Origin of the sequence: Winogradskyella marina (genome assembly GCF_015645385.1) — a bacterium.
Classification (GTDB): domain Bacteria; phylum Bacteroidota; class Bacteroidia; order Flavobacteriales; family Flavobacteriaceae; genus Winogradskyella; species Winogradskyella marina.
Genome location: NZ_JADOET010000003.1, coordinates 1 through 24,177 on the forward strand (window position 1 = coordinate 1; position 24,177 = coordinate 24,177).

20 protein-coding genes are annotated in these 24,177 nt (G+C 32.0%); 8 read left to right on the forward strand and 12 right to left on the reverse strand.

Features of this window, described 5'->3' with window-relative positions; genetic code table 11:
• The first annotated feature begins 708 nt into the window (after positions 1-708).
• A complete protein-coding gene (locus ITJ86_RS05055) occupies positions 709-1,941 on the forward strand; it encodes a cation:proton antiporter (RefSeq protein WP_195870535.1) in 1,233 nt (410 codons plus the stop codon).
• Positions 1,942-1,946: 5 nt separating this feature from the next.
• Here ITJ86_RS05055 and ITJ86_RS05060 read toward each other — a convergent pair whose 3' ends face one another.
• Both ITJ86_RS05060 and ITJ86_RS05065 read right to left on the reverse strand, forming a co-directional pair.
• Positions 1,947-2,309 (reverse strand): hypothetical protein, encoded by a 363-nt coding sequence (locus tag ITJ86_RS05060; protein ID WP_195870536.1) that lies wholly within the window; start codon positions 2,307-2,309, stop codon positions 1,947-1,949.
• Positions 2,310-2,449: 140 nt separating this feature from the next.
• Positions 2,450-2,596, reverse strand: a complete 147-nt coding sequence (locus tag ITJ86_RS05065; RefSeq protein ID WP_195870537.1) for a hypothetical protein — start codon at positions 2,594-2,596, stop codon at positions 2,450-2,452.
• A 307-nt stretch (positions 2,597-2,903) separates the two neighbouring features.
• Between ITJ86_RS05065 and ITJ86_RS05070 the strand changes: the two genes are divergently transcribed.
• Complete coding sequence (locus ITJ86_RS05070) at positions 2,904-3,335, forward strand: hypothetical protein (protein ID WP_195870538.1); 432 nt, start codon at positions 2,904-2,906, stop codon at positions 3,333-3,335.
• A gap of 148 nt (positions 3,336-3,483) precedes the next feature.
• On the opposite strand, the gene ITJ86_RS05075 is transcribed toward ITJ86_RS05070, so the two are convergent.
• The 7 genes from ITJ86_RS05075 to hsdR all read right to left on the reverse strand — a co-directional run bounded on the left by ITJ86_RS05075 (position 3,484) and on the right by hsdR (position 13,431).
• A complete protein-coding gene (locus tag ITJ86_RS05075; protein WP_195870539.1) occupies positions 3,484-4,722 on the reverse strand; it encodes an McrC family protein in 1,239 nt (412 codons plus the stop codon).
• Complete coding sequence (locus tag ITJ86_RS05080) at positions 4,723-7,533, reverse strand: McrB family protein (RefSeq protein ID WP_195870540.1); 2,811 nt, start codon at positions 7,531-7,533, stop codon at positions 4,723-4,725.
• 125 nt (positions 7,534-7,658) lie between these two features.
• Positions 7,659-8,042: a hypothetical protein gene (locus tag ITJ86_RS05085; protein ID WP_195870541.1), complete on the reverse strand. Its 384-nt coding sequence runs from the start codon at positions 8,040-8,042 to the stop codon at positions 7,659-7,661.
• A gap of 14 nt (positions 8,043-8,056) precedes the next feature.
• Positions 8,057-9,178: a restriction endonuclease subunit S gene (locus tag ITJ86_RS05090; protein ID WP_195870542.1), complete on the reverse strand. Its 1,122-nt coding sequence runs from the start codon at positions 9,176-9,178 to the stop codon at positions 8,057-8,059.
• Complete coding sequence (locus ITJ86_RS05095; RefSeq protein WP_195870543.1) at positions 9,171-10,670, reverse strand: class I SAM-dependent DNA methyltransferase; 1,500 nt, start codon at positions 10,668-10,670, stop codon at positions 9,171-9,173. The genes ITJ86_RS05090 and ITJ86_RS05095 overlap by 8 nt, the downstream gene beginning before the upstream one ends.
• A 73-nt stretch (positions 10,671-10,743) precedes the next feature.
• A complete protein-coding gene (locus ITJ86_RS05100) occupies positions 10,744-11,064 on the reverse strand; it encodes a GIY-YIG nuclease family protein (protein ID WP_195870544.1) in 321 nt (106 codons plus the stop codon).
• Between the two features lie 60 nt (positions 11,065-11,124).
• Positions 11,125-13,431 carry an EcoAI/FtnUII family type I restriction enzme subunit R gene (gene hsdR, locus ITJ86_RS05105; RefSeq protein WP_195870545.1) on the reverse strand — a complete coding sequence of 769 codons (2,307 nt, stop codon included), beginning with the start codon at positions 13,429-13,431 and terminating at the stop codon, positions 11,125-11,127.
• A gap of 671 nt (positions 13,432-14,102) precedes the next feature.
• Here hsdR and ITJ86_RS05110 point away from each other — a divergent pair.
• From ITJ86_RS05110 to ITJ86_RS05130, 5 genes are all read left to right on the forward strand, one after another.
• Entirely contained in the window at positions 14,103-14,672 is a 570-nt protein-coding gene (locus tag ITJ86_RS05110; RefSeq protein WP_195870546.1) for a hypothetical protein, read from the forward strand.
• Positions 14,673-14,682: 10 nt separating this feature from the next.
• Positions 14,683-15,657, forward strand: coding sequence for a DUF4407 domain-containing protein (locus tag ITJ86_RS05115; protein WP_195870547.1), 975 nt, complete (start codon positions 14,683-14,685; stop codon positions 15,655-15,657).
• A 109-nt stretch (positions 15,658-15,766) separates the two neighbouring features.
• The gene (locus ITJ86_RS05120) at positions 15,767-16,357 is read left to right on the forward strand and encodes a sigma-70 family RNA polymerase sigma factor (protein WP_195870548.1); all 591 of its coding nucleotides are present in this window, start codon (positions 15,767-15,769) and stop codon (positions 16,355-16,357) included.
• A gap of 2 nt (positions 16,358-16,359) precedes the next feature.
• A complete protein-coding gene (locus tag ITJ86_RS05125; protein ID WP_195870549.1) occupies positions 16,360-17,538 on the forward strand; it encodes a tetratricopeptide repeat protein in 1,179 nt (392 codons plus the stop codon).
• 16 nt (positions 17,539-17,554) lie between these two features.
• The gene (locus ITJ86_RS05130) at positions 17,555-20,569 is read left to right on the forward strand and encodes a CHAT domain-containing protein (protein WP_195870550.1); all 3,015 of its coding nucleotides are present in this window, start codon (positions 17,555-17,557) and stop codon (positions 20,567-20,569) included.
• Between the two features lie 6 nt (positions 20,570-20,575).
• Here ITJ86_RS05130 and ITJ86_RS05135 read toward each other — a convergent pair whose 3' ends face one another.
• On the reverse strand, positions 20,576-20,968 hold the full coding sequence (locus ITJ86_RS05135) for a hypothetical protein (RefSeq protein WP_195870551.1): 393 nt from the start codon (positions 20,966-20,968) through the stop codon (positions 20,576-20,578).
• A 253-nt stretch (positions 20,969-21,221) separates the two neighbouring features.
• Here ITJ86_RS05135 and ITJ86_RS05140 point away from each other — a divergent pair, with 253 nt between their 5' ends.
• Positions 21,222-21,638, forward strand: a complete 417-nt coding sequence (locus ITJ86_RS05140) for a hypothetical protein (RefSeq protein ID WP_195870552.1) — start codon at positions 21,222-21,224, stop codon at positions 21,636-21,638.
• Between the two features lie 2 nt (positions 21,639-21,640).
• On the opposite strand, the gene ITJ86_RS05145 is transcribed toward ITJ86_RS05140, so the two are convergent.
• Together ITJ86_RS05145 and ITJ86_RS05150 are read right to left on the reverse strand one after the other, a co-directional pair.
• Positions 21,641-22,030: a hypothetical protein gene (locus ITJ86_RS05145; protein ID WP_195870553.1), complete on the reverse strand. Its 390-nt coding sequence runs from the start codon at positions 22,028-22,030 to the stop codon at positions 21,641-21,643.
• Positions 22,031-22,518: 488 nt separating this feature from the next.
• On the reverse strand, positions 22,519-23,247 hold the full coding sequence (locus tag ITJ86_RS05150; RefSeq protein ID WP_195870554.1) for a hypothetical protein: 729 nt from the start codon (positions 23,245-23,247) through the stop codon (positions 22,519-22,521).
• Positions 23,248-24,177 lie beyond the last annotated feature (930 nt).

The following is a 24,177-nucleotide window of genomic DNA, read 5'->3' on the forward strand; positions in this document are numbered from 1 at the left end:
GAAGATGCACTGAAAGTAAATCATAAAAAGCATCAAACATTAAAAGAAAAAAAGACCACAACAACGCCTTAGCATTGTGGACTCTCACTATTGTATAGCTCACCCGCGAAGATTCACTGAAAGTAAATCAAAAAAACATCAAATATTAAAAAATATAAAAAGGCCATAGCAACGCCTTAGCATTGTGGACTTTTGCTATTGTACAGCTCACCCTCGAAGATTCACTGAAAGTAAATCAAAAAAAACATCAAATATTAAAAGAAAAAAAGTCCAAAACAATGCGATAGCATTGTGGACTTTTACTATTGTACAGCTCACCCTCGAAGATTCACTCAAAGTAAATCAAAAAAGCATTAAATATTAGAAAATATATAAAAGGGCAAAACAATGCGTCAGCATTGTAACCTTTTACTACCATAAAGCTCACCTCCAAAGATGCACAAAAAGTAAATCAACGATTGTCACCTTGAGCGCCTGTCTGCCAAAAGACAGGCAGTCGAAAGGTCTTCAAAAACATATTAGCCGCAATATTCAACAAAGAAAATAAACCTAACACAGGCTTTAGCCGTGCCATTCCAACCATCAAAATCCAAATAAGCCACTATTAATCCGAAATGCATTAATAGAATTAAAAAAATAGTCACATTTTAAACCCAACGATATTAAACACCACACCAACCAGAAGTCACTACGAATAACCAATAAGTTATGAAATCATATTATACCGTATTGCTCATCATTGGAATCACCTCACTTATTGCGAGTTTCCTTCCCATGGTCTTAAAAAAGTTTAGGATGAGCTTTACCATTCCCTTATTGCTCATAGGTGCGCTTATGTACTTTCTAAAAACCCCTTTACCATGGCCAAATCCGGTTTGGGATATTGACATTACCCTACGGTTTTCCGAACTCGTCGTCATTATCAGTTTAATGGTCGCAGGTTTAAAGATTGGCCTCAATTATTCCTGGAACGAATGGAAAAACCCATTGCGATTAATCGGGTTTACAATGCCTTTATTTATGTTAATCGTATTCTTAATCGCCTATTACTTACTCCATTTCGATGGTCCTGTTGCTTTACTACTCGCAGCCGTATTAGCGCCCACAGATCCCGCACTGGCATCAGACATTCAACTCGATAAAAAACAAAAAGTGGGCTCTAAAAATGTTGGTGTGCAGTATAACCTTACGGCCGAAGCAGGACTAAACGATAGTCTAGCCTTTCCCTTTGTATTCTTAGCTATTTTATGGTCTCAAAATGATTCTTTAGGTGCTGCCGAATGGAAAGAATGGCTATGGTATTACCTTGGCTATAAAATCGTCATTGGCGTCATCGTTGGTGTGGTCGTCGGATTTGCATACAGTTTCTTCACTAGGAAACTCGCACAATTCAAACGTCTAAAAATCCAACAAGCCTTTGTAGCGCTATCATTAACCTTAATATCCTATGGTTTAGCCGAAATCTTGGATGGCTATGGGTTTTTAAGTGTGTTTCTTGCCGGACTCTTTGCGCACTATCATCAACACACTAAAAACGAAACTATAGATAGCGACCCAAGTTTAGATTTTATAACCAATGTAGAACAATTCCTCATTATCTTTTGGATGATTTTCTTCGGTGGATCGCTAGTAGGTGGTATCCTAGACTTTAATACCATTCCAACCTTACTGTTCGGTGTGTTTTTAGTGCTGATTGCAAGACCGCTTTTAGGCTATATCAGTTTGTATAAATCAGGATTAAACACTAAAAAGAAATGGGCCATTGCCTTTTTTGGAATACGTGGTATAGGTTCCGTCTTTTACCTCACCTACGCCATAAAACATGGTAATTTCGAAGACATTAATTACATCTTTTCCAGCGTTGCTTTCATTATACTACTGTCTATTGTATTACATGGATTTACAACCAAACGTATTATGCCCAAAATTGATCACAATTAAACTCCTTAATTCAACAGAGTACTGCGTTGTGTGCCAACTCTATAACACCGTTCCTCTCCAAGATAAAGCGGATTGCCATGCTTCTCGGACCAAAAGCCATCTAAAATATCCTTGGTAAGACATTTGTAAACCACAACACCTTTATAAGTCTCAGCATCATCTCCTTTATAATTAAAATTAATAACTAAGATGTTGTCCTTAAAAAAGCCAGTGCCCTGTTGTACCTGACAAGTATTAATAAGCCATTTGGCCTGAATTCTCTGGTTACCATCTAAAGATAATTCTAATGTCCCCTTATAGGGTATTGTAGTGTCGTCTTGGTTGCTTCCTATGATATCATAGCGACCAACTAAATCTTCTACCTGCATAATTTTACGTTCCGTTCAGTACAAAACTAACGACTATCGCGTATTATATATAAAAAGTGACTATATATTTTTAAAACAGCTACAAAACATAAAAGCACGTCATAAGACACGTGCGCAATAAAAAAAGAGAAAACAAAAACTTAGATAAACATAAACGTATCCTCGTCTTTTGAAAATGATTTAGAAATCAAATGTTTTGATGTTGTGTTAGCATCGTTTTCGGTCTTTTTTAGACGTCCAAAGGTCAAATTCTGTAGTAGTCCTCTTAAGGCTTTAAATGGTTTCATAGCAAGTAATATGTTTTGTTTATAAAGATACGAAACAAACCGAAATTCAGATGTTTCAAAACGCACAAAACAAACTAAAAACCAACAACTTAACAATTAATTAACACACAGATGAGACTTTAGTAATTTTGAAGTGATTTTCACTTAAAAAGAGACCAAAAACGGATGATAAAATCCAAGTCATATAATCTGAAGAAACAAAGTTGTATTCGCAATATAGTCTATAAAAGCTAATGCACTAATAATTACAGGATATGCATCAATCCAAATCACAATTTCTAGCGATATTTAGTAAAAATCATGAATTATGAAAACAATCTATAGCCTTTTATTAGTCATCTTGTTAGTATCCTGTAAAAATGAATCCCCAAAGGAAAGCACTACAGGCACTGAAAACCCAATGAACGAAGAACTTACCAATTCACGCAATTATAAATCATCTGGTAATTTTGAAAACGAAACATACACCTTCAAGAAAAAAACAGATAGTATTGACGAAAACTGGAACCTAGACAGCCCAGAGCGCCAAATGAGTTTGTATGAGCGTTTTCAAATGGACGACTCCCAACAAGAGCAATACGAAACGGCCCTAGCAGAATGGTCCAACACCAACCCAGAAGAGCCATATAAAAAACTATCAACGGCAACACGTATCGAAGCAGAGTCCAACATTCTAAAACAAATTCTAAGCGAAGACCAATTTAAGCATTACGAATTGTGGGTAAATGAGAATGATTAGGCTTAGGTTGTATTGGCTTATAGTTTTAGGTTTAGGCTTATGAAGCTAATCATGACCCTTTAAAGATTGGTTTATTTATTTTCACAACCATCAATTCAAAAAATTATGAATGTAACATATGAAGCCAGAACGACCCTATTTGATTAGATTACTTTAATAAACTCATAATCTTAAAGCCAATGGTCGTATCTAATTCATTAGACGAATTTAAAACCGAAACAAACCCCATTTTACATTGATGGTTCATTTCTAAAAGTTCTTCAGTATGAATAGAATAATCATCCGTGTTATAGGATTTAAATGTGTTCTCTGTAGGTTCACCAGGATATAGCAGCATAGCCTTATTGGCATCCCAAAAGCGACAATACGTATACATCTGTCTTAAATCAGTAACAGAAGCTGTACGTCTATTAGGACGTTTCCATTTAGTATCTATAATGTATGTTTTATGACCTTCACGTAAAACAACATCTGGCCGCAAACTATTGTTCCCCCAAAAAGATTTCGATTCTTGGCCTGACACTTCAATATTGGTGCCTTCACAAGCCTTTTGAACTTGTTTTAATATATAGGTTTCCCACAAGTCATTCATATCAAATAAAAGTGATAACATTTTTTCTTTACCACTCGAGATGTCAGGAGAATAATTTAAAATAATGAGTCTCGCCAATTCTAAAGCGTCATTGTAGCCATTCGATTTTCTGTTTAACTTTATAGTATTCAATTGTTGTGCTGTGATGGTTTTAGTATCTACTTGCGGAAAATTTAATAGAACTCTACTACTCAAATCACACAATCGTGTACCTTTCGTAAACTGATCGACAATCGCTAAGGCTTTATATAAAACTTGATGCAATAAATGATTGGTATCATACACCTGATGTGTGGTATAAAAACGTTCTTTGTGAACTAGGTTTTTTCTTATATGTCCTGCAAATTCTAATTTCCCTTTTAAAGCTTTTGTATTATGAGTTTGCTTTCTGTAGTGTTTAATGACTCCTTTTCTGATTAAGGTATCTACTTCAAGTAAAAACAATTCAAAATAGACCTCCAATAAATTAAGATGTTGTCGTTTAACATTTGCAGCACCGGATGAATCCGCTTTTAGCTTACCACAAGCCTTTAACATCTGTAAAAGCACACCTTTCCAACGACTATCATCATCATCCTTATCTGCTTTTGGATGAATTTCAATGGTTAAACCATCCACCTGAATAACACCTACATATTGATTAAACTTAACCCCTTTGGCTATAGGCTCAAAATAATTGCCATCGTGGTATTCATTTAGTTTTAATAGGGCATCCAAATGTATTTGCCTAAAACCATGTTCCCCAACATACAAGCGCTGGTGCTCAAAAACCGTTATGTTATTGCGTTTTATCAATTATGGCGAAACGGTTTCAGTTTTACCAAGCAACCCTTCTACAGCAGAAATAACGGTAGTTGCATTGACTGGTTTAAGATGATAGCTCGCAATTCTAAAATCATTCGCATTATCATAGTCAAAACTTGCAAAATCAACCTTATCATTCTTTTGTTTTTCAACAAAACCTTTACCTAGCACCAAGCCTATTTTACCATAGTCTCCATAAAAGTACTCTTGTAATAACGGCACAATTTTATTATTGAATGCCTTGGCTAATTGCTCAGAAGTACCAACTCCTACAAAATACGAATGCCCAATGGTATGATCCCTATCTATCAATAATTCTACACGCTGATTAATCGTTTCCAAAACTTCTGATAACAAAACACCTGCAACCTCCTCTCCATTAATAACATTATAATCTGGCATTATTTCTTTAAACTCAAAACGACGACGTAATGCTGTATCTAAAGCTTCAACAGAACGGTCTGCCGTGTTCATAGTGCCATAAATATCCAAATTAGAGGGTACACTAAACTCCTTTTTAGAGTATGGTAACGTAATACTCAATTCATTTTTTGCTCCCTTCCGTTTATCGGTCTCAATAAGTGTTATCAATTCTCCAAAAATTGCCGACACATTCCCTCTGTTGATTTCATCAATAAATATAGCATAACGATTCTCAGGATCATGCTTTGCTTTCGCACATATTCTTTTAAAGACACCATCCTCTATTGTAAAACCCAAATCTTTAGAATCTTGTACTTCCGCATCCACTTCTGGTAAGATCGGCTTTATACCCTCTATAAAATCCTCGTAAGCAAAGGACTGATGAAAGGTTACAAAATTGTAATGCTTTATAATCTTATCTGGATCTGGATTATAATGTTCAACTGAATCTTTTAACTCATACAATTCTGGCACTAATTCCTCTACCTGATCCTCTAATATTTCCCAATAAGTATCTTCTGTTTTATTAAAAATTAAAGGTTGTTGTCTGTTTGTTACATTAACATATTCACATTCATTTATTGTATGACTTTGTAATTGCCCCCATAGTGTAGGTCTAACCGTTTTAGAGCTTGATAAACTAGCTTTTTTCTTAACCCAATCATGTTCAAAAATTTCAGAAACTTTAGAGTTACCCATATCTAATAACGCGATTGCAATTACTTGCCACCATGAACAGTTACTAACTACTATTTCAAAATGTTGTTCTTTTGAAATAGAGGTTTCTTTAGATGTATACTTATTAAACAGCTGATCTTTTAAATAAAACGTTTTTCCTGTTCCAGGTGGTCCGTATAGAATTTGGTTTTGAGCAGGACTGTAATTAAACACTTCATTAACAACAGCATTTGATTCGTTAAACCTTTGCTCTAGAAACTGATAATAATTTGTTTTACCCAAAATGGCTCTTGGTCTATGTGCGCTTTCTCTTTCACTGTATCTAAAAAATTCGCTGTTGTCGTCTTTGTATGCAACTTGGTCTATGATGTCAATAATACTATTATAATTTGTCTTAGACACTTCAAAAACATCAATCTCGAAATACGTATTATAATTGTCTAGATAACGCCGAAGTGTGTCTTTATCATTTGAGAAATAATTTGATTTTGGTTTATTAACTAGCCAATTGATAAACTCCTGTTTTACATTTTCAAGTTTATTTTCATTGGTCTTTAGAAACTCCAAGAAAGGTTCGTTAAAATCACTATACAAAGATTTAAATTGACTTAATAAACCGGATTTAACCTTCTCGTAGTTTTCTGGCTTTAAATCATATGGTATTTTAGTTTTTGGAACTAATTTAAAATGTTCTCCCTTGTCTATTTCTTTATCACCAATTCCCGTTTGCCATTTTGAAAGTTTTAAGCCATTCTGAGAATTTGGAAACTCATTAATAAATGATTGTATAGATCTTTTAAATTCTAGATTACCTTCTGGATGAACTTCAAAACAAATTTCTTTACTGTATCGATATAGCTCGTAATGCATTTCTGCAATAGAAATCTGAGATGTATTTGGAAGAATTGAAACCTGTCTATAGCTTTCTGTATTTTTATCTACCCAAACATGATGCTTTAATGGGTGTTCTTCATTTTCTATCTCTTCCTTTAGCTCATTAAATAAGCGACTCATAAATTTTTTGTTATCTCCAGAGGCAGGAACTGAAATTAACATGTTATATACAGCATCTTGAAAAATGAGTTTTATTGAGTTAAATTTAAAATCTTTAGGTATATAATTGTTACATAATTCTAATAACTCCTCATCCTTTTCTAGATAAGGAATAAAACGGGTGGCTAACTGTACAAAATGATCATACTTTTCACCTGCTGTAGTTACCTTATCTATTTCCAAATATTCGCAAAGTGCTTCATAAACATTTGCTTTATATAAATAATCTCCCTCAGGGTTATTTAGTACGCGTAAAAAAGAAATAGTCCGTTCATCTAATTGATGAGATAGGTTATCTCTGTTTAGCGTTTGTTTTAAATCTATTAAGCATTGGTCTGCAAACTGCCTAGAAAGATTATAGATAGCACCAAAACTCGATTTGGTATTAAGTATTAAAGCAAATAATCGTTGTAATTTATCTGGATGGTTTTTTCCTAATTTATCTAAAAAGCCATAAGAGTTTTGGAACATTAGATTTTCCCTTTTACTCAGTGCTTGCTTAAACATAATATAAAAATTGGAAGATTGAAAATCCCAATGGTCTTGAAAATTTGCAATGGCTTGCCATTTATAAACCTCGTCTTTATTTCCATTTTTTCTTAGATAATTTTTATAATCATCAATTAGCTTTACAATTTTTTCCTCCATGTAATATTCTTTTATCTCTAACTAAAGACTTAGCCAGAGACTATTTTAACTATCGTTTTACAATGCCACCTTAAAAGCCTAATCAAACAAATCGCTTTTTTGGACTTTTTTTAGTGCTATTTTAATTACTGCATAACAATTCTATCTACCACATGCTTTATATTATCTACTAATTTTTCAATAACTTTAAAAGTCCACATGGCTTTTTCAAATTCCCCCTTGCTACCCTCACTAAACTTTTTATAAAAATAAAAACTAATACTTTTGTTACTAGTTTTATGATATAATCTAATATCCTCTGTCTTAATACGAGATTCTAAATAAATGGCTAACGAAGAAAACTCAACCAGATCAAAATGTTTTAAATCTACATATAGACCATCATTAATACTTATAGAAATGCCCTTATAAGGTGTATCTAAAAGGTAGATAAATGTTCCTTTTTCAGTTGTTTTCGACTTAGGATAAGAAATTTTTAATTGTTCTAATAGCCAATCTTTTTTAGTCATAATTTTAAATATTTTTACATCTCTCCCTTAAAAGCCTGATCTAACAAACTGCTTTTTAAGGCTTTTAAATCATCTAATTTTTCTTGAATTGAAGTTTCTAGCTTCTTAGTCTCTTCTTGAATTTGAACAATTCTTTTAACTTGTTTTTTCTGAATTGAAAGTTTAGGAACAGGTATTTTCCATTCTTCTAAAAAAGGTCTTGGAACTCTTTTTAAACCACCTGCACCTGTCATATTTTCTTTTCCTGTTACTCTGAATTGTTCTGTTAAAACAGAAAAATATATCCATTCTGGCAACATATTTACTTTTGGTCTTAATACATGATATTCTGAAGAACCAAAACCAATTCCATTTACTAAGTCTTTCGCTAGACCAGCTTTTCCATTTTCAAAACAAGGTGTGACTTTTGCAAGTACAATATCACCATCTGCAAAATAAGTGTAACCTTTATAAACTTCAGAAATTTTTCTTGTTTCATTTGGAATGAAATTAATGTCATGTTCGTTTAAATCTCTCATTGGTAAAAATGAAACCTCTAAGTTATCATCAAGATCTCTAACTTCTGATTTTTTTGGACCAGGAACACAAACTTCTTTAAGCATTGTGTCTCCATCTGAATATATTTCATCCAACACAGAACCCATTAAAGCCTGCGTATGCAAAATGTTTTCTTCTAACAAACCAATAGCTTGGTCTATTTTGGCAAACAAACCATCTAGTTTTTTAACGATGCGTTGTTGTTCTGGTAATGGTGGAAGTGGGATTTTAATTTCCTTAATACCTTTATATGAAATTACCGGTTGAGCTGCCTGATTAGCTGTAGAGCCTAAATTATAATGTTCAAGAAATAATTTCAAAAACTGTTTATCAAACTCCTCAAAGTATTCAGAAATGTAAAAAGCATTATCAGTTAACCATATCTTTTCTTTAATAAACCTTACGTTTCCACACTTTGCCCCAACTCTTCCAATTATTATATTCTCTCCTTCTAAATTGAAATCTTCAGCATATCCAGTAATGCCATTACCTCCATAAACAGGAAATTCTTTATTTTCAGAAATATCTTTTCTCTTAATAAAATTTCCACTTCTAATTTTAAATAATTTTTCAATTTGTATTTCTTCCCACTTACCCATCAATCAACTGTTCTATTTGGTTCATTAATGTGTTTATTTGGCTATCATTTTTCTTGATGGCTGTTAGTAGTTCTTTAGGACTTTGGTGGATGACCTCAACCACTTTGTGTGGGTTTTTGGCGCTAAGATCGTAGTCTTTTATGTCTGCAACGTTAACAGTCCAGTCATGGCACTCTTTACCAGTTTTTGCATTTGTAGCGTTTCGTTCTTTTGGGTTATGGAATAAGTGTACAAACTCTTTTAAGTGCTCATAAGTAATCGGTTTATTCTTGGTAAGTTTGTAAGGAGGTGTCACATCGTAATACCAAATATCACTAGTAGCGCCTTTTCTATCAAAATAAATAATATTGGTTTTTACACCACTATAAGGCAAAAACACGCCAGAAGGCAAACTAACTATGGTATGTACATTAAAGTTCTCTAACAAGGATTGCTTTACTTTGGTAAAGGCATTATTGGTTTGAAACAAAACCCCTTCTGGCACCACAATGGCTGCACGACCTTCTAGTTTTAGCATTTTCATGAAATGCTGTAAAAACAAGATTTCAGTAGCGTTACTTTCTACCGGAAAGTTTTGTTGTATCTGCTTTTTCTCTTTTCCTCCAAAGGGTGGGTTTGCTAAAATAACATCGTGTCTGTCCTTTTCTTGGTAATCGCGAATGTTTTGAGTAAGTGTATTGCCTTTAAATACGTTTGGGCTTTCTATACCATGTAGTATCATATTCATCATGCCCATTACATACCCTAAACTGGTTTTTTCTTGTCCAAAAAAGGTATCGTTTTGTATGGTGTCCCAATCTTTAGCAGATAGTTTCTCTTTTTTACCATCTTGCGTCAAAAAATCGAAGGCTTCTACTAAAAACCCACCAGAACCTACTGCGCCATCGTAAATGGTGTCGCCTACTTTAATATCGGTAGTTTCTACCATGGCTTTAATAATGGCTCTTGGTGTATAGAATTCTCCTGAGTTTCCGCCATCGCTCCCCATACTTTTTAGTAAGTTTTCGTAGACTTGCGAGAGCTCAAACAATTCATCACTACTTTGGAAATCTAAACCATCAATAATGTCTAACACCTCACGTAGTGTGTGACCACTTACAATCCGGTTATCGAGATACTCAAAAATAGCGCCTATTTTATAGCTTAAAGACTTAGGGCTATTAGTTGCAGATTTAAAAGCCTGCAAATAGGGAAACAAGGTTTTATTGACAAAATCTATTAAATCATCACCTGTTAAAGCCCGTTTTACATCGAGTTTGCCAGCATCATCTTTAGGGCAAGCCCATTGTTGCCAACGTAAATCTTTGCGTAGTACATGTTTGTAATCCGTACCCTCTAAGAAAGCTTCATCGGCTTTATTGTCTTCGTAATCGTTAAGAAACTTAAGAAACAGAATCCACGAGATCTGCTCGGTGTAGTGCATTGCTCCTGAAATACCATCGTCTCTACGTAGTATGTCTGTGATTCTGTCTATATTGTTTTGTATGCTCATTTATGTTTTAAGTTAGTTTATTTGTCACTTTTTGTCACACTAAGCGCAGTCGAAGTGCCTCACTATAACTTTTTTAATCTCTTGGTTTATATTTATAATGACTCACATTTCTGCATTCTGATAATATTTGTAACCTATCAAAATCCCCATCAATTAATGCTTTTTTCTTAGCTCTAGACCAACCCTTAATTTTTTTCTCAAAATAAATTGCTTGGATTACATCATTAAACTCTTGCTGAAAAACTAATGTTAACGGTCTCCTGCTATAAGTATAACTATCACGTTTTGTACCTGCTTGATGTTCATTAAATCTTTTGGATAAATTATTGGTAATACCTGTATAATATGACTTATCTGCGCATAATAAGATGTAAACAAAGTATTGATAATGCATTTTTATTTTATGTTGTTTGTTTTATTGGGCTTCGACTGCGCTCAGCCTGACATTATTGGTTTATCCTGCTCTATATATGTTTTCCTGTAATTTATAATAAGCACCTAATAAAGTTTTCATATCACCAAATGCGGTTTTAGCATCTTTGGTTGTGCCTAATTTTAGTTTTACTAAATCGCCGAGTTTATCGCGTTGTAATTCTTCAATACCATATTTTTCATAATGACTTAAAATGAATTCTAAAAAATCTTTAGCCTCTAAGTTTTTATAGACTTCAAAAAATTCGGGTTCGTCTTTCACAAACTTAACACGCTGTTTGCGTGTCATAAGTTCCGATGAAAACGAAATATGCGAAAGCACATCAAAAATATCGCATGCTGGTGTGGCTATCATATTTCGTAAATCGTTGAGCTGTTCATTATCAAAACCTAAATCACCTAGTTTTATTAATAAATCGGCTCTCGTATCTGGATTGGACCATATTTTACGCAAATGTGTTTCATCTTTATAAATCGCAGGTAATTCGCCAATAAGCTTTTCTAAAAATTCACGAGCTGTCAATGGTTTTCCGTTTTCGTCTATGTAGCGCGTATCAACATCTATAACCTTTAATTGTCTCCCATTAGACAATTCAATAATTAGTTTTTCTTTTCGCTCATAAGGTTCTCCAGGATCTTTAACTTTAGGTTTTCGAGGTGGTTTGGGTTGTGGCTCACCTCCTGCTCCATCATCATTGGGTTCTACAGGTTCACCATCCCAAGCAGCATCATAAAACAAATTGGTAGCACCAACAAAATCAATTATGGTGAAAAAGTCTTTACCATCAAATACACGTGTACCACGTCCAATAATCTGCTTGAACTCAACCATAGATCCTATAGGTGCCGTTAAAACAATATTGCGAACATTTCTAGCATCTACGCCTGTGGTTAGCATTTTAGACGAAGTTAATATCACCGGAATATCTTTATCATTATCTTGAAATGCCTCTAGTAATTCGCGGCCATGTTTACCTTCATCACTCGTTACACGAACACAGTAATTGATATCTGATACTTCTTTATGCTTATTTATATAATCTCTTAAATCTAGCGCATGATCTTGATTGGCACAAAACACAATGGTTTTATCCATTTTACCAATCTGTTTTAAAATGGTTTTAGCGACGAGCTCAATACGCTGTTTTACGGTAATACTATTGTTGAAATCTTTAAGTTCGTAACGGTCTTTAGATACTTCACCTTGAATAATTCTACTATCGTTAGTGTGTATGTATTCATCAATATTAGTCGTTACACGCTTTACTTTATAAGGCGTTAAAAATCCATCTTGAATACCATCCTTTAGCGAATACTCGTAAATAGGTTGTCCGAAATATTTATAGGTATCTACATTATCATCGCGTTTAGGTGTTGCAGTTAACCCTAAGTGAACCGCAGGACTAAAATGATTTAAAATGGCACGCCAAGAGCCTTCTTCATTGGCACTACCTCTGTGACATTCATCAATAACAATAAGATCAAAAAAATCTTCAGGATATTCTTTGTAATAGCCACCAATATCTTCGCGCTCTGCAATGGCTTGGTAAATAGCAAAAAAGATGAATGCGTTAGTAGGCACTACTCCATTCCGTTTTCTCACCTCTTCACCATCGATTTTAATGACATCTTTTTCGTAGGGATTAAAAGTATTAATGGCCTGATCTGCAAGAACGTTTCGGTCTGCTAAAAACAATATACGCGGTCGTCGGTTTTCGCCTTCAATATTCCATTTAGCTTGTAGCAATTTATGTGCTATTTGAAACGAAATAAATGTTTTCCCTGTTCCGGTTGCTAAGGTGAGTAATATTCTATTTTTACCATCTGCAATACTTTCCATTGTTTTATTAACAGCAATCTCTTGGTAATAACGTGGTCCAAAATTACCTGTTAGTAAAAACGGAATACTCAGAAGCTTTTCTTTTAGCTCATTTTTTGCACCAAAAAGTCTGTTGTACAATTCTTGAGGTGTTGGAAAACTATCTACATATTCCCCTTTCCCTGTTCGCCTATCAAACTCATAAATTTGTTTTCCATTGGTAGCGTAAACAAAGTTAATTTTAAGTTTTTCGGCATATTCTAATGCTTGTTGTAATCCTTTGGTTGGATGGTCTCCTAGCTTTTTAGCTTCAACAATGGCTAAGTTGGTATTGTTGTACTTTAATAGGTAATCTAAAAATAAACGTTTACCTCTTTTATTCCCTAGTAGTTTTCTACCATCTGTAAAGTAATATTCCCTAACAATGTGAATAGCTTCCCATTTACTATCAACCAATTTAGGGTCAATAAAATTTGCTCTAGTATCAGATTCTGAAATTTGTTTTGTCATAGTCAGGCATTAGTATCTGCATTTTGTATTGCTACAAAACGAAGGACTGCTAATAATTTAGTTTGTTCAGGACTTTAAAGATATGAAAAGGCTTTAGTTTTCAAAATGAAATGTAGTGTATTTTCATACCGTAACTTTATGGTTTTCCGTAAAACAACTCAAAATATTACCTGCCAGTCAAAAGTCCAAAAACATAGACTTATCATTACGTTATTCTACTTACTCAAAAATCTAACTCATAGCGTAAAATCAATCTTCGAAAAAAAAAAAAAAAATAAGATTTTCACAGGTTACCTTTTCTTATTTCTGCTATTAACTAATAAATAAAGGTATTAATCAGCTCAATAATGTATTCAAATGAGAATCGAAACAAAAAGTAATATTCAAAAAAACAAAAATAAATCATATAGCGATCTATTAAAAACTCGACAATGGCAAAGAAAAAGAAAATTGATTTTAAATCGTGATAAGAATCAATGCCTAAACTGCACTTCTAAGAAAAATCTTCAAGTCCACCATAGACAATATCAATTCGATAACATCATAAGTGATTTTGTAGCTCCTTGGAATTATGACAATAAATATCTCATAACGCTATGCCATAACTGTCACCAAATTGGGCATGCTAATTATAAAGTACCTGTAATCAATATTAATAAACAATAAATAAAATGAAAACAATTAAAAGACTATTCGGATTAAACAAAGAAAGTAGAAAATCTCAAGGTTTTAAAAATTCAGATCCTATAGGTTTGTCTGAATCCACCCATCTACCTCCAGAAGAACTATTTATTGACAATTCGTCACCAAAAGAATCAAGAGAAGTAAAAAAAGTTCATTCTCAATTAATCAACGATTATCTCAATAAAGATTATTATCAAATTGGGATTCAAGAAGGCTTTTCGATGCATTCTAACGAGGCAGCTCAATCAAGAAAACAACTCATTAAATCTAATTTCAGGAATCTTATAAATGAAATTATTGAAGAAAACAGGGAAGCTATTTTTAATTTGAGCAACAGCTTAATTGAAGTTTCAGATCTTTCAACTGAATTAAAAGACAAGCTTGAAAACAAAATAGAATTTCTAAAAGCCGAAATAGATGATTTAGATCTACAAAAGCAACTTTCAATTGAAGACGAAGGGCTCGTAATGTCTGCTATCCACAGCTACCATCAAGGGTTTCTATCAGGAATAAAGAGCTATTTAGAAATGGATAAAATCATCAACAATAACTATTAATAGATCAGATATGTTACGACTATGTTCAATTCTTATAGGTGAAGAATATAAATACACTAATAGATTTCAACCTTCTAGTAAACGAAAGATACTTCTTCTCGGCACCTCAATGATGATTCCTGTTATTCTATGGTTCCTAACAGCTTTTCTTTCTAGTAAAAACCTAATGGACAACGGGTTAACTATTTCTTTAATTACAGGTTTTATCGCTGCGCTTATTATATATTTAATTGAAAGATCGATAGTTTTATCTAATGGAGGTTGGCCGATAGCTATTTTTAGAATTCTTCTTGGCTTTGCTATTGCATCTATGGGAGCTATTGCTTTAGATCTAGTTATTTTTAAAAGTGATGTAGATAATAAAGTAAATACATTTAAAGGTATTTATTTAGACTCCATTCATAATCATCTTGAAAACAAATATCACAAAGATTTAGAGGACAAGAGAAACCTTCTCAAAACTACTTTTATTAATTACCAGAACGCAGAAATGAACTATAAAGATGAGATGCAAGGCAAGGAAGGTAATAGTAGTGGTTTAGCAGGAAACGGTTCTATCTCAAATAAATTAGAAAACATAATGGATGTCGCACATGCCACATACTTAAAACAAGGTAATACGGTTAAGGTATTCGAATCTAATAAGATTTTAAAAATTGAGGAGGCTCTAAATGAGGCAGAATCAAAATTTAATCCTAATGGGCTTTTGATTCGAATAAAGGCATTAAACGAACTCGTTCAAGAAGATTCTAATTTAAGCAAAATTTACTGGTTATTTACTGGACTTCTTTTTTTAATGGAATTTATAGTGATTATTATCAAATTGGTAAGTAGAAAATCTATAGACGAAGAAGTTGAATTGTTTAGAGACGAAGTAACACTTACAAAATTACAGCAATACAGATCAATTTTGCAAGGTAATAATCATTCTTTAGAAAATCTTCCAAAAATTATGAAAGCAAATAAATTACTAGGCGGAGATTAGACTTTTAGATAAGTAATAAGAACCTACCAAATAATTATGACATTGATTATTAATACAAAAGCAATATTTTTTGATTAATTTAGTCTGAACTAAGACTATATAAATCAAAATGTCAGATCAAGAGCTCATACAACTAATTAGGGATGACCAAGACTATCTTGGAGTTGTGTATAAAAACTGTAAAGACTACTGTATGTCATTTATGAGAAAAATGACTAACAATTATACAAATAATGATCTCAGTGATATCTATCAAGATGCTATAATAATTTTATATGAAAAAATAGTAGCTGGCAACTTTGAATTAACTGCTACAATTCAGACTTATTTAAATTCTGTTTGTCGTTTTCAATTATTAACTAAATTTAAATCTGATAAGAAAACTATTAAACAAGATGATGAAATAATTTTTGATTTATTAAATAAAAATGAACAATTTGATGACACTATAACTGATATATTAGAACCAATTGAAAATGAAAAAGAAAATCAGTTCAACGCTATTGAAAATGCATTGAAAATGATGAAAGACAAAGGAGGTAAATGCTATGAACTATTAACTTTATTTTGGTACCAAAGAAAATCAATGAAATATATTTCTGAGTATTTAGGGTATACCAATGCAGCAAATGCCAAAGCTCAGAAGTATAAATGTCAAAAAAGGTTAGAAAAATTTGCCTTTAATTATTTGAACCTTTAATAATGAATAACGGAATAGAAATAGTTAAAGAATTACTTCTTCCTCATATTGAATTAGAAGTAAGTCCTTTTATTGAAAATATCGATTGGGCGACAATCACTTCAAGCTTTATTTGTTATGAAGATGATCCCAAACCGTTATATACAGAAATATATAAACTTGAATTATCAGAACCTGAAAATGTCATTACTCAGTTACCAACGCTATACAAATCTTTTATAGATGAAATGGCTGAACAATTTGTTCTAGGAATAGAAAATGAAACCATCACGACATTATTGAAAAAGCAAAATGCTTTATTTACTGAAAGAGTCACTTTTTTTAAAATATTAGAGAGTGCTATAACTAAACAAGAACGCCGTAGAATAATTAAAGAATTACCTAGCCTTTCAGATCGAATTAATTTTTCGCTCTCAGATATAGAGATGAAAGCTGCAATTAAAAAAAAAGCTAGAACAGACTTAAAAGATAAATTTAGCGAATGGGATAATGATTTGATTGCAAAGAAAGAAGAGTGGATTTTTGCAAAAAAAGTACCTGATTATAATCAAACGAATGAAGGTCAAAATTCTGATTCTTCAACAGAGAAAAAGACGCAAGGCAAAGTTATTTCTCTCTCATGGATAAAATATGCTGTAGCTGCAATTTTACTTCTAGGTTTTTTCATATGGCAACCCACTCAAAAAACTAACAACGAACTGTTTGCACTATACGAAAATAATTTAACATCACTAACTGAGGATAATTTTAGTTTGCTTGAATTTGAAGAGTTTTATTATTATGATCAAAGAGGAGATGAAAATATTCTAGAAAATTATAGTTTAGAAGAGAGTAATAAGGCCTTTTATGGACTAAATGCTTTTAAAGATGAAAATTATGACAAAGCGAAAGAAATCTTAACCGAATTAAAACCTAAAGCACATAACAACCAGATTCTTTTCTTTCTTTCTTTATCTCAACTTAATACGAATGATCTTGATAACTCTATAATTAATCTTGAATATTTACTCAATCAAACTAACTTTAGCTACTCAGATGATGTTAAATTTCATTTATCAATGGCGTATCTAAAAAAGGGAGATAGAAATAAGTCTAAACTATTATTAAAACAGTTAATTGCAAATAACAGCAAGTTCAAAGATGAATCTCAATTAATTCTTAAAGAAATGAGATGGTTTTAGATTTTAAATTAATAAAATGAAAAAAATATTTGAAAAGCTTCTATCCTATTTTATTCTAGCTATAATTTTATATTTTATCCTAAGCCTTATACATTTATCATGGTATATTGCTAATCCCGAGGGATTCTTTGGTTTTACTTATTTTATTGAGGTTGTTCGAGCGGTACTCTCCATACTTTTAGTTCTATTAATTCTTGTTTTTGGTGGATGGGCTCTAATCGCTTCTTTACTATCCTTAATAAAGAGAAAATCTTCAATTAAAGATTTATTAAAACTTATTGGAATTATTGGGCTCTTGGTTGTCATCATTATTTTCAATAGTGTTTGGGCTGGAGGTCTTTCATATATATTTACTTCCGAACTATCAGAAAAGTACAGTTTGATTAATAAAACTGAAGAATATTTGTATGATGGTGAAATTGAGAAAGCATTAAAACTAGCTTCTAAGTCTTACGAAAAAGAACAAGATAGAAATATAGGGTGGTTCTTTATATTGACTAAACTTTATAGTAAAACAAACTACGATAAAAAGGAGAAATTACTATCTAGATACTCTTCAACTTTAAACTATGGCTACTGCTTAAAAGGTATTGTTTCAAACAGCGACACAGGCGAAGGTAAATTTAAGGAAGCTATTACAATAGCAAATTCAAATTTATTAAATGAGGAACGAAATGAGTTACTTATATTTCCTTTATTATCACTGTCAGAAATTAATTTAAGTTCTGAAAGATTTAAAGCAGCTGATGAGTATTTTAAAAAATTATCAAGCTTACAAAAACAATCACAACCTGAAGATGCATATTATCTAATTAACACATATATGTTGTTTTCCGCAAAGGCTTCTGCAATTGGTGATTTCACAAAATCAATAAAACTTCAAAACGAGGCCCTCAACATATACGAAGAAAGCGATTTAAGTAAAACATCTAAGAATTATTTATCCTTACTACTTGCTGTTAGTCTTGGAGAACTATATAATGAAAACTTCACGAATGCCGCGAATCTATTAATCAAATCTCAGCCAATTGCGGAAGATAAAGATGATACATCTGCATACTTAGACTACTTATCAATTAAAGGTAATTATTGCTTTCTTTCTGCTATTAATGGGAAAGGTGATGAACGACTTTTAGAAAAGAGCTTTTGGAAAAAAATTACTAACTCATCAAGTGAGAAATTAAGCTTAAAGAATAAACTACTTAACCAAGCAGAGGATTGTTTTAACGAATTGGTTGAAAAATCTAAAGATTTATCAGGTCGTCATAGTGGTATTCATGTTAATGCACTAATAACCCTCGCGAACTATTACTATTTAACCTCTCAATTTGTTAAAGCAAAATCAAATTTTGACATAGCATTATCAATGCTAGAAAATTCAAAAAAAGAAAATGAGGACTTTTATTACCAAATCTACTTGAAAAGTCTATTAAATGAACGACAGCTAACTGATGTTAATATTAATAAACTGAATAAAATCGAAAGTTTACTTTTTGAGAAATTAAATACAAACTACGCAGTTCTTACAGAGGAAGAAAAAGAAACATATACAATCAGCCTGCAAAAGTATCTCAATTTAGTAAATGATTTTTATGTTAAAGAAGATTCTGAAGTATCAAGAAAGCGTTTATATAACAATATTACTTCTATTAAGAGTATGGCTTTATCATCAAATATAGCTATAAGAAGTTATATTAAAGATGCAGAAGATTCCATTAAATCTTCTTATAATCAAATTTTAAATCAAAAAAAACAATTTAAAATGAAGTCATTCGGTTTTGAAAATTTACAAGAATCGGAAGAACTTAAAGTTAAAGAAAAAACATTACTTGAAAATATCTACAATGATCCAAAATTTAAATCTCATAAGCCTAAAAGTATTGACTGGAAAAATATCAAGAATGCATTAAAGCCAGGTGAGGTTGCTATTGAGTTTATTAATCTACCTCAAAACCATAATAAAAAACCGAACTCTGAATATTATGCCCTTTTGATTGGTTTAAATTATTCTTCACCTAAACTAATTAAGCTGTTTAATGAAAACGACTTGAAAGGTTTATTAAATACGAACGGAAATACACAAACGAGAGTGAACAGTATTTACAACTTGAATCATAAAAAACTATATAGTTTGGTCTTCTCTCCCATTGAGAATTTTCTGGAAGATAATTCTGTAATTTATATTTCAAAAAGTGGCCTTCTTCATAATATTTCGTTTTCAGCTTTGACTAAAGATAAATTATGGGATATAAGAATTTTACAAAACACAAACCATATAACTGAACGAGATGAACTAAATACTTCTAACAAAGCAGTACTTTTTGGTGGTATAGATTATAATATAGAATCAGATAGTATAAAAGAAAGAACAGGTAATCTTTTGAATAATAAATACAAGAGCCTAAATTATACCCTATCGGAGGTCAACAATATAGCTTCACTTTTCATGAAGGATACTAATAAAACTTCAATAACATATACAAAAACTATGGCTTCAGAAACTTCATTCCGAAAGTTATCTGGCTCAGAAACAGATATAATTCACTTAGCAACACATGGTTACTACAATGGCAATAATAAATTCAATTCATTTATATACAGTAATATTAATAATGGACAGTTTGAATCAAGCCCATTGTTGAGAAGCGGAATTCTCTTGGCTGGTGCTAATAATTCAAGTTACAGTAATACTAACAATGATGGTATTATGACTTCATTAGAAATATCCGAAATGGATTTCTCAAAAGTAGACTTGGTCGTCCTATCTGCATGTGAGACAGGTTTAGGAGATGTTCTCGGAAGCGAAGGTGTCTTTGGACTTCAAAGAGCATTTAAATTAGCAGGTGCAAAATCTTTAATTGTTAGTTTATGGCAAGTACCCGATGAACAAACTTCTGAACTAATGCTCAAGTTCTATGCATATTATTTAAATGGAAATTCTAAGACTCAAGCTTTAAGGAATGCTCAAAATGATATTAAAATGAACTATCCAAATCCTTACTTTTGGGCTGGTTTTGAACTGATAGAGTAAACCATTTTAGGCTGCAAAGTCAAATTGTTTTGCTAGATTTTTTTGTTTTTTCTTAATGTGTTTAAATGGATTTTTTGATCTATAACATGTTAATATTATATTGGAGTTTCCAGATACTACAACAATCAGGTTTAAATTACCCTTTCCTAACTTTTTTCTAATTATATCAGGCACTTTATCACCTAGCACATAAAATATTAAACCTTGTTTAAAAAAAGCTATTCCATACTCTATGGTTAATGCAATGCATGTGTTATTTATATTTCTTTTATTAGCCCTTTTAAAAGAGTGTCGGGAGTGAATAAAAGTCAAGTTTTCAGATATATTCAAATCCTCATCTCGAACTTCCCAAGTTAATGTTGTTTTTTCAATTCCGTTAAAATTAGTTTGTGATTTCATAATATTAATTTCTAATGTTTTATAGTTAATATCATTTACACCAATAGGTAACCCATATTTTTAAAAATTTAATTTATTTTAAATTAAATTTACTAACCAGATTACATCTATAAAACTCAATAACCAGAATTCATATCGACGATAGATTTAAAAGGATCAACGTATTAAGCTTATTAATTCTAAAAACTAATATCAATCTAAAGAGTTTATAGTTTTTATTAGTAGCTTTATATTTATTCAACATATCGTGCACATGATCGTCATCAACGACATACTCAAACTAGAAGATTTTAAGCACAAAAAAAATCTCGACGAAATTAACTTATTGTGGCGTGCCATTATGACCATGGATATTATTGAAATTTATGTTCTGTTACCTGAAAATTTAAATTACTTCGGTTTAACTAAAACAGAATTTGTCAAACAACTAGATAATAAATTCAAAAAACACCGCTTCCTTGAAGACGAAGCTTTTTATTTAACAATAAATAAGTGCTTTAAATGCCATAAAGATGAAATGATATGCGAATTTGTAGGCTTAGAATCTGCAATAGGGCTTAGTCTCTATTTTGAAATTAAAAACTCAAAACTAGCAGGACTTCAATTTTGTGATGCTTATGGTAAAATTGAAGATTTAGATGCGCATTATGATTGGGGCTTACCTTCCTAATTCTAAAAAGGCATTGATCCTATAAAATCGGATTGTTCCGTACATCTGTAAATATCAACAATTTCGTCATCTATAAATTTGACATAAATAGCATATTTTAAGTTTGATATCGCTCCAGAAAGCACAAATACAGGTTCACTACACAAGCAAGCTGTGCATATCTCAGTTGATAATTCTAAATATTCATCGCCTTTATTTTGAAACTTAGCAAATATGTTTTTTTGCCTGTAAATGAATGCGGTTTTATTCATGTCTTCATAATAAGCATCATTATCTAACAAATCACTTAATTGATGGTAATCCATATTTTGAAATGCTTCTAAAACCTTTAAGAGAAATGATTTTACGTCTTCTTTTTTGGCTATTTTATTTACTAACTCTTGTGTTTTCATGACATATTGAATTTCTTTAAAATTAATTAAAAAACTTCTTCGATAAAGTTTAAGTAATAAAAAAATGATATTATAATTATATTATTATTCTTTAATCCATTTAAATATTTATTGTTTTTTCATTCTTAATATTCAACAATAAAAATTCCAATAATTTATATATTTTTGATTGAACATTATTTTTTAACTAAAAGTGAACACTAAACTAAACACGGTTTGGAACACGCTAAAGAACACGTTCATTTTTTTTAAACAATTGATAGTAAGTGATTTAAAAACCACAAAAAGCTTCAAATTAAAATTCCTACCCCAGAGGTCACGAGTTCAAATCTCGTTCTCATTACAACAGAAAAAGTCCTGCGCGATAGTGCCGGACTTTTTTTTATGCGTTACGCTGAAGCTCACTTCGAAGCGTAAAAGCATAAAAATAGAACAAAGTGTAATTTTTTCATAAGATTTAAATTTTAAATATAATATTATGTTATCAATCAATCTTCTTCATCAAAAAAGAACTCATGAATTTTAATTAAATCACCACGACCCATTTGAACCAAATCTTTAGTCGCTTTTAAAAAGATCCCTAAAGAACGTTCATTATACAAGAGTTTCATATCTTCAGAATAATCAGTAACCACATACATATCACCTTCTAACTTATAAAAAGGAACGGCCAACTTGCTCTTTACTCTTACCCCTTTATTAACAACGCGGCCATCTCTTAATGTCTGCTCTAATACGGATTCATCTTTTTCACTCGATGAAACTTTCACGTATGCAACCATCATATTCATCCATTCGGTGTCATCAATTAAATACCACGTAATTTTATCGAAATTAATACCACTTTGACTAATCCAACCCTGACTTGTAAAAGCTAATAACACTTGCTTTTTACCATCTAACACAAGATCTTCTTCCGGTGTAAACTCTTGGATGGTATAAGAAATCACAGATACAGAAGACATATCTTTCAACTTTTTACCATTAAAATCTAAAGTCTTCAAAGAGAAACTTTCTAATTCTGGGTGGTTAGAAAGCACATATTCTGTTGCTTTCAGTTCAGCGCGTTCTTCCATTTGTTTCACAGCAGCAATACCAGTTCCAATAGCCAACAAACCGCCAGCAATTCCTGCCGCAACAGCACCATCATTTTGGGCTTCAACTTTCAGAGGCAAGACAACTAGGCAAACGATAATAAAAAGTAATGATGTTTTCATTTTTAAGAATAGATTTAATTAGTGTTAAGCGGCAAATTAGAACTTATCCACTATATATCATTACGGAAATCCGTAACACACAAAACATCCTACCAAAAAACAAGCAAACACCAAACACCGAACAGCGAACAGCAAACAGTAAACCAACACCCAAACCCGCACAACATCAAAACCAACAATGAGCAACAATCAAACTTAACCTAGCAATTCTAGGATGAAAATAAGAATGAAGTAAAGAACTCAAAACAGTTCGTAACACCCCTAAAGTCCCCTCTAGGGGACAATCCTACCATTGAGAACCCCATATCCACATCAACCTACTAGGTAAAAATGAACAAACCCTCAGAAACCAAAAGCCAACAAAATAGCAACACCCCTATTCCGACAAGGTCGGAACCAACGATTTTCAGAAATAATGAGCAACAAGCAAGCTTAACCTACTAAATCTAGGATTGGACATAAGAGTAAAATAAAGTTCTCTATATATTAAAGCAATAGCGAATGGTACGCAGTAATTTCCTTATAAATCGTTTTGATCTTTTGGCTTGGTTTATCCTGAGCGTAGACGAAGGGTTTTGTGTCAAGACAAATGCGATAGCATTCATGACTTCCTATAAAAACAAATAGAAACGACAGGAACTAAAATGAACGTTAATTTTTATATTGCAGTAAACAGAGCTTTTGTCGAGGCAACAACTCTCACAAATTAATTAACACCCCTAAGGTCCCCTCTAGGGGACACCCCAAGAATTCAACATTTTATTTACACAATAACCAAATAAAAACAAACGAACACCACCCCCAACCAAAAGCCCACAAAACAGCAACACCCACATTCCGACAGCGTCGGAACCAACGATTTTCAGAAATAATGAGCAACAAATAAAATTAATTTACCAACTCTAGGATTGGAAATAAGAATAAAGTAAA

Bases quoted from the DNA above. Each gene is read 5' to 3' on its own strand.
- ITJ86_RS05065 (WP_195870537.1), bottom strand. From the start codon at position 2,596: ATGAAACCATTTAAAGCCTTAAGAGGACTACTACAGAATTTGACCTTT.
- ITJ86_RS05080 (WP_195870540.1), bottom strand. From the start codon at position 7,533: ATGGAGGAAAAAATTGTAAAGCTAATTGATGATTATAAAAATTATCTA.
- ITJ86_RS05110 (WP_195870546.1), top strand. From the start codon at position 14,103: ATGAAAACAATTAAAAGACTATTCGGATTAAACAAAGAAAGTAGAAAA.
- ITJ86_RS05090 (WP_195870542.1), bottom strand. From the start codon at position 9,178: ATGGGTAAGTGGGAAGAAATACAAATTGAAAAATTATTTAAAATTAGA.
- ITJ86_RS05135 (WP_195870551.1), bottom strand. From the start codon at position 20,968: ATGAAATCACAAACTAATTTTAACGGAATTGAAAAAACAACATTAACT.
- ITJ86_RS05120 (WP_195870548.1), top strand. From the start codon at position 15,767: ATGTCAGATCAAGAGCTCATACAACTAATTAGGGATGACCAAGACTAT.
- ITJ86_RS05070 (WP_195870538.1), top strand. From the start codon at position 2,904: ATGAAAACAATCTATAGCCTTTTATTAGTCATCTTGTTAGTATCCTGT.
- ITJ86_RS05085 (WP_195870541.1), bottom strand. From the start codon at position 8,042: ATGACTAAAAAAGATTGGCTATTAGAACAATTAAAAATTTCTTATCCT.
- ITJ86_RS05100 (WP_195870544.1), bottom strand. From the start codon at position 11,064: ATGCATTATCAATACTTTGTTTACATCTTATTATGCGCAGATAAGTCA.
- ITJ86_RS05115 (WP_195870547.1), top strand. From the start codon at position 14,683: ATGTTACGACTATGTTCAATTCTTATAGGTGAAGAATATAAATACACT.
- ITJ86_RS05150 (WP_195870554.1), bottom strand. From the start codon at position 23,247: ATGAAAACATCATTACTTTTTATTATCGTTTGCCTAGTTGTCTTGCCT.
- ITJ86_RS05130 (WP_195870550.1), top strand. From the start codon at position 17,555: ATGAAAAAAATATTTGAAAAGCTTCTATCCTATTTTATTCTAGCTATA.
- ITJ86_RS05140 (WP_195870552.1), top strand. From the start codon at position 21,222: ATGATCGTCATCAACGACATACTCAAACTAGAAGATTTTAAGCACAAA.
- hsdR (WP_195870545.1), bottom strand. From the start codon at position 13,431: ATGACAAAACAAATTTCAGAATCTGATACTAGAGCAAATTTTATTGAC.
- ITJ86_RS05145 (WP_195870553.1), bottom strand. From the start codon at position 22,030: ATGAAAACACAAGAGTTAGTAAATAAAATAGCCAAAAAAGAAGACGTA.
- ITJ86_RS05060 (WP_195870536.1), bottom strand. From the start codon at position 2,309: ATGCAGGTAGAAGATTTAGTTGGTCGCTATGATATCATAGGAAGCAAC.
- ITJ86_RS05095 (WP_195870543.1), bottom strand. From the start codon at position 10,670: ATGAGCATACAAAACAATATAGACAGAATCACAGACATACTACGTAGA.
- ITJ86_RS05055 (WP_195870535.1), top strand. From the start codon at position 709: ATGAAATCATATTATACCGTATTGCTCATCATTGGAATCACCTCACTT.
- ITJ86_RS05125 (WP_195870549.1), top strand. From the start codon at position 16,360: ATGAATAACGGAATAGAAATAGTTAAAGAATTACTTCTTCCTCATATT.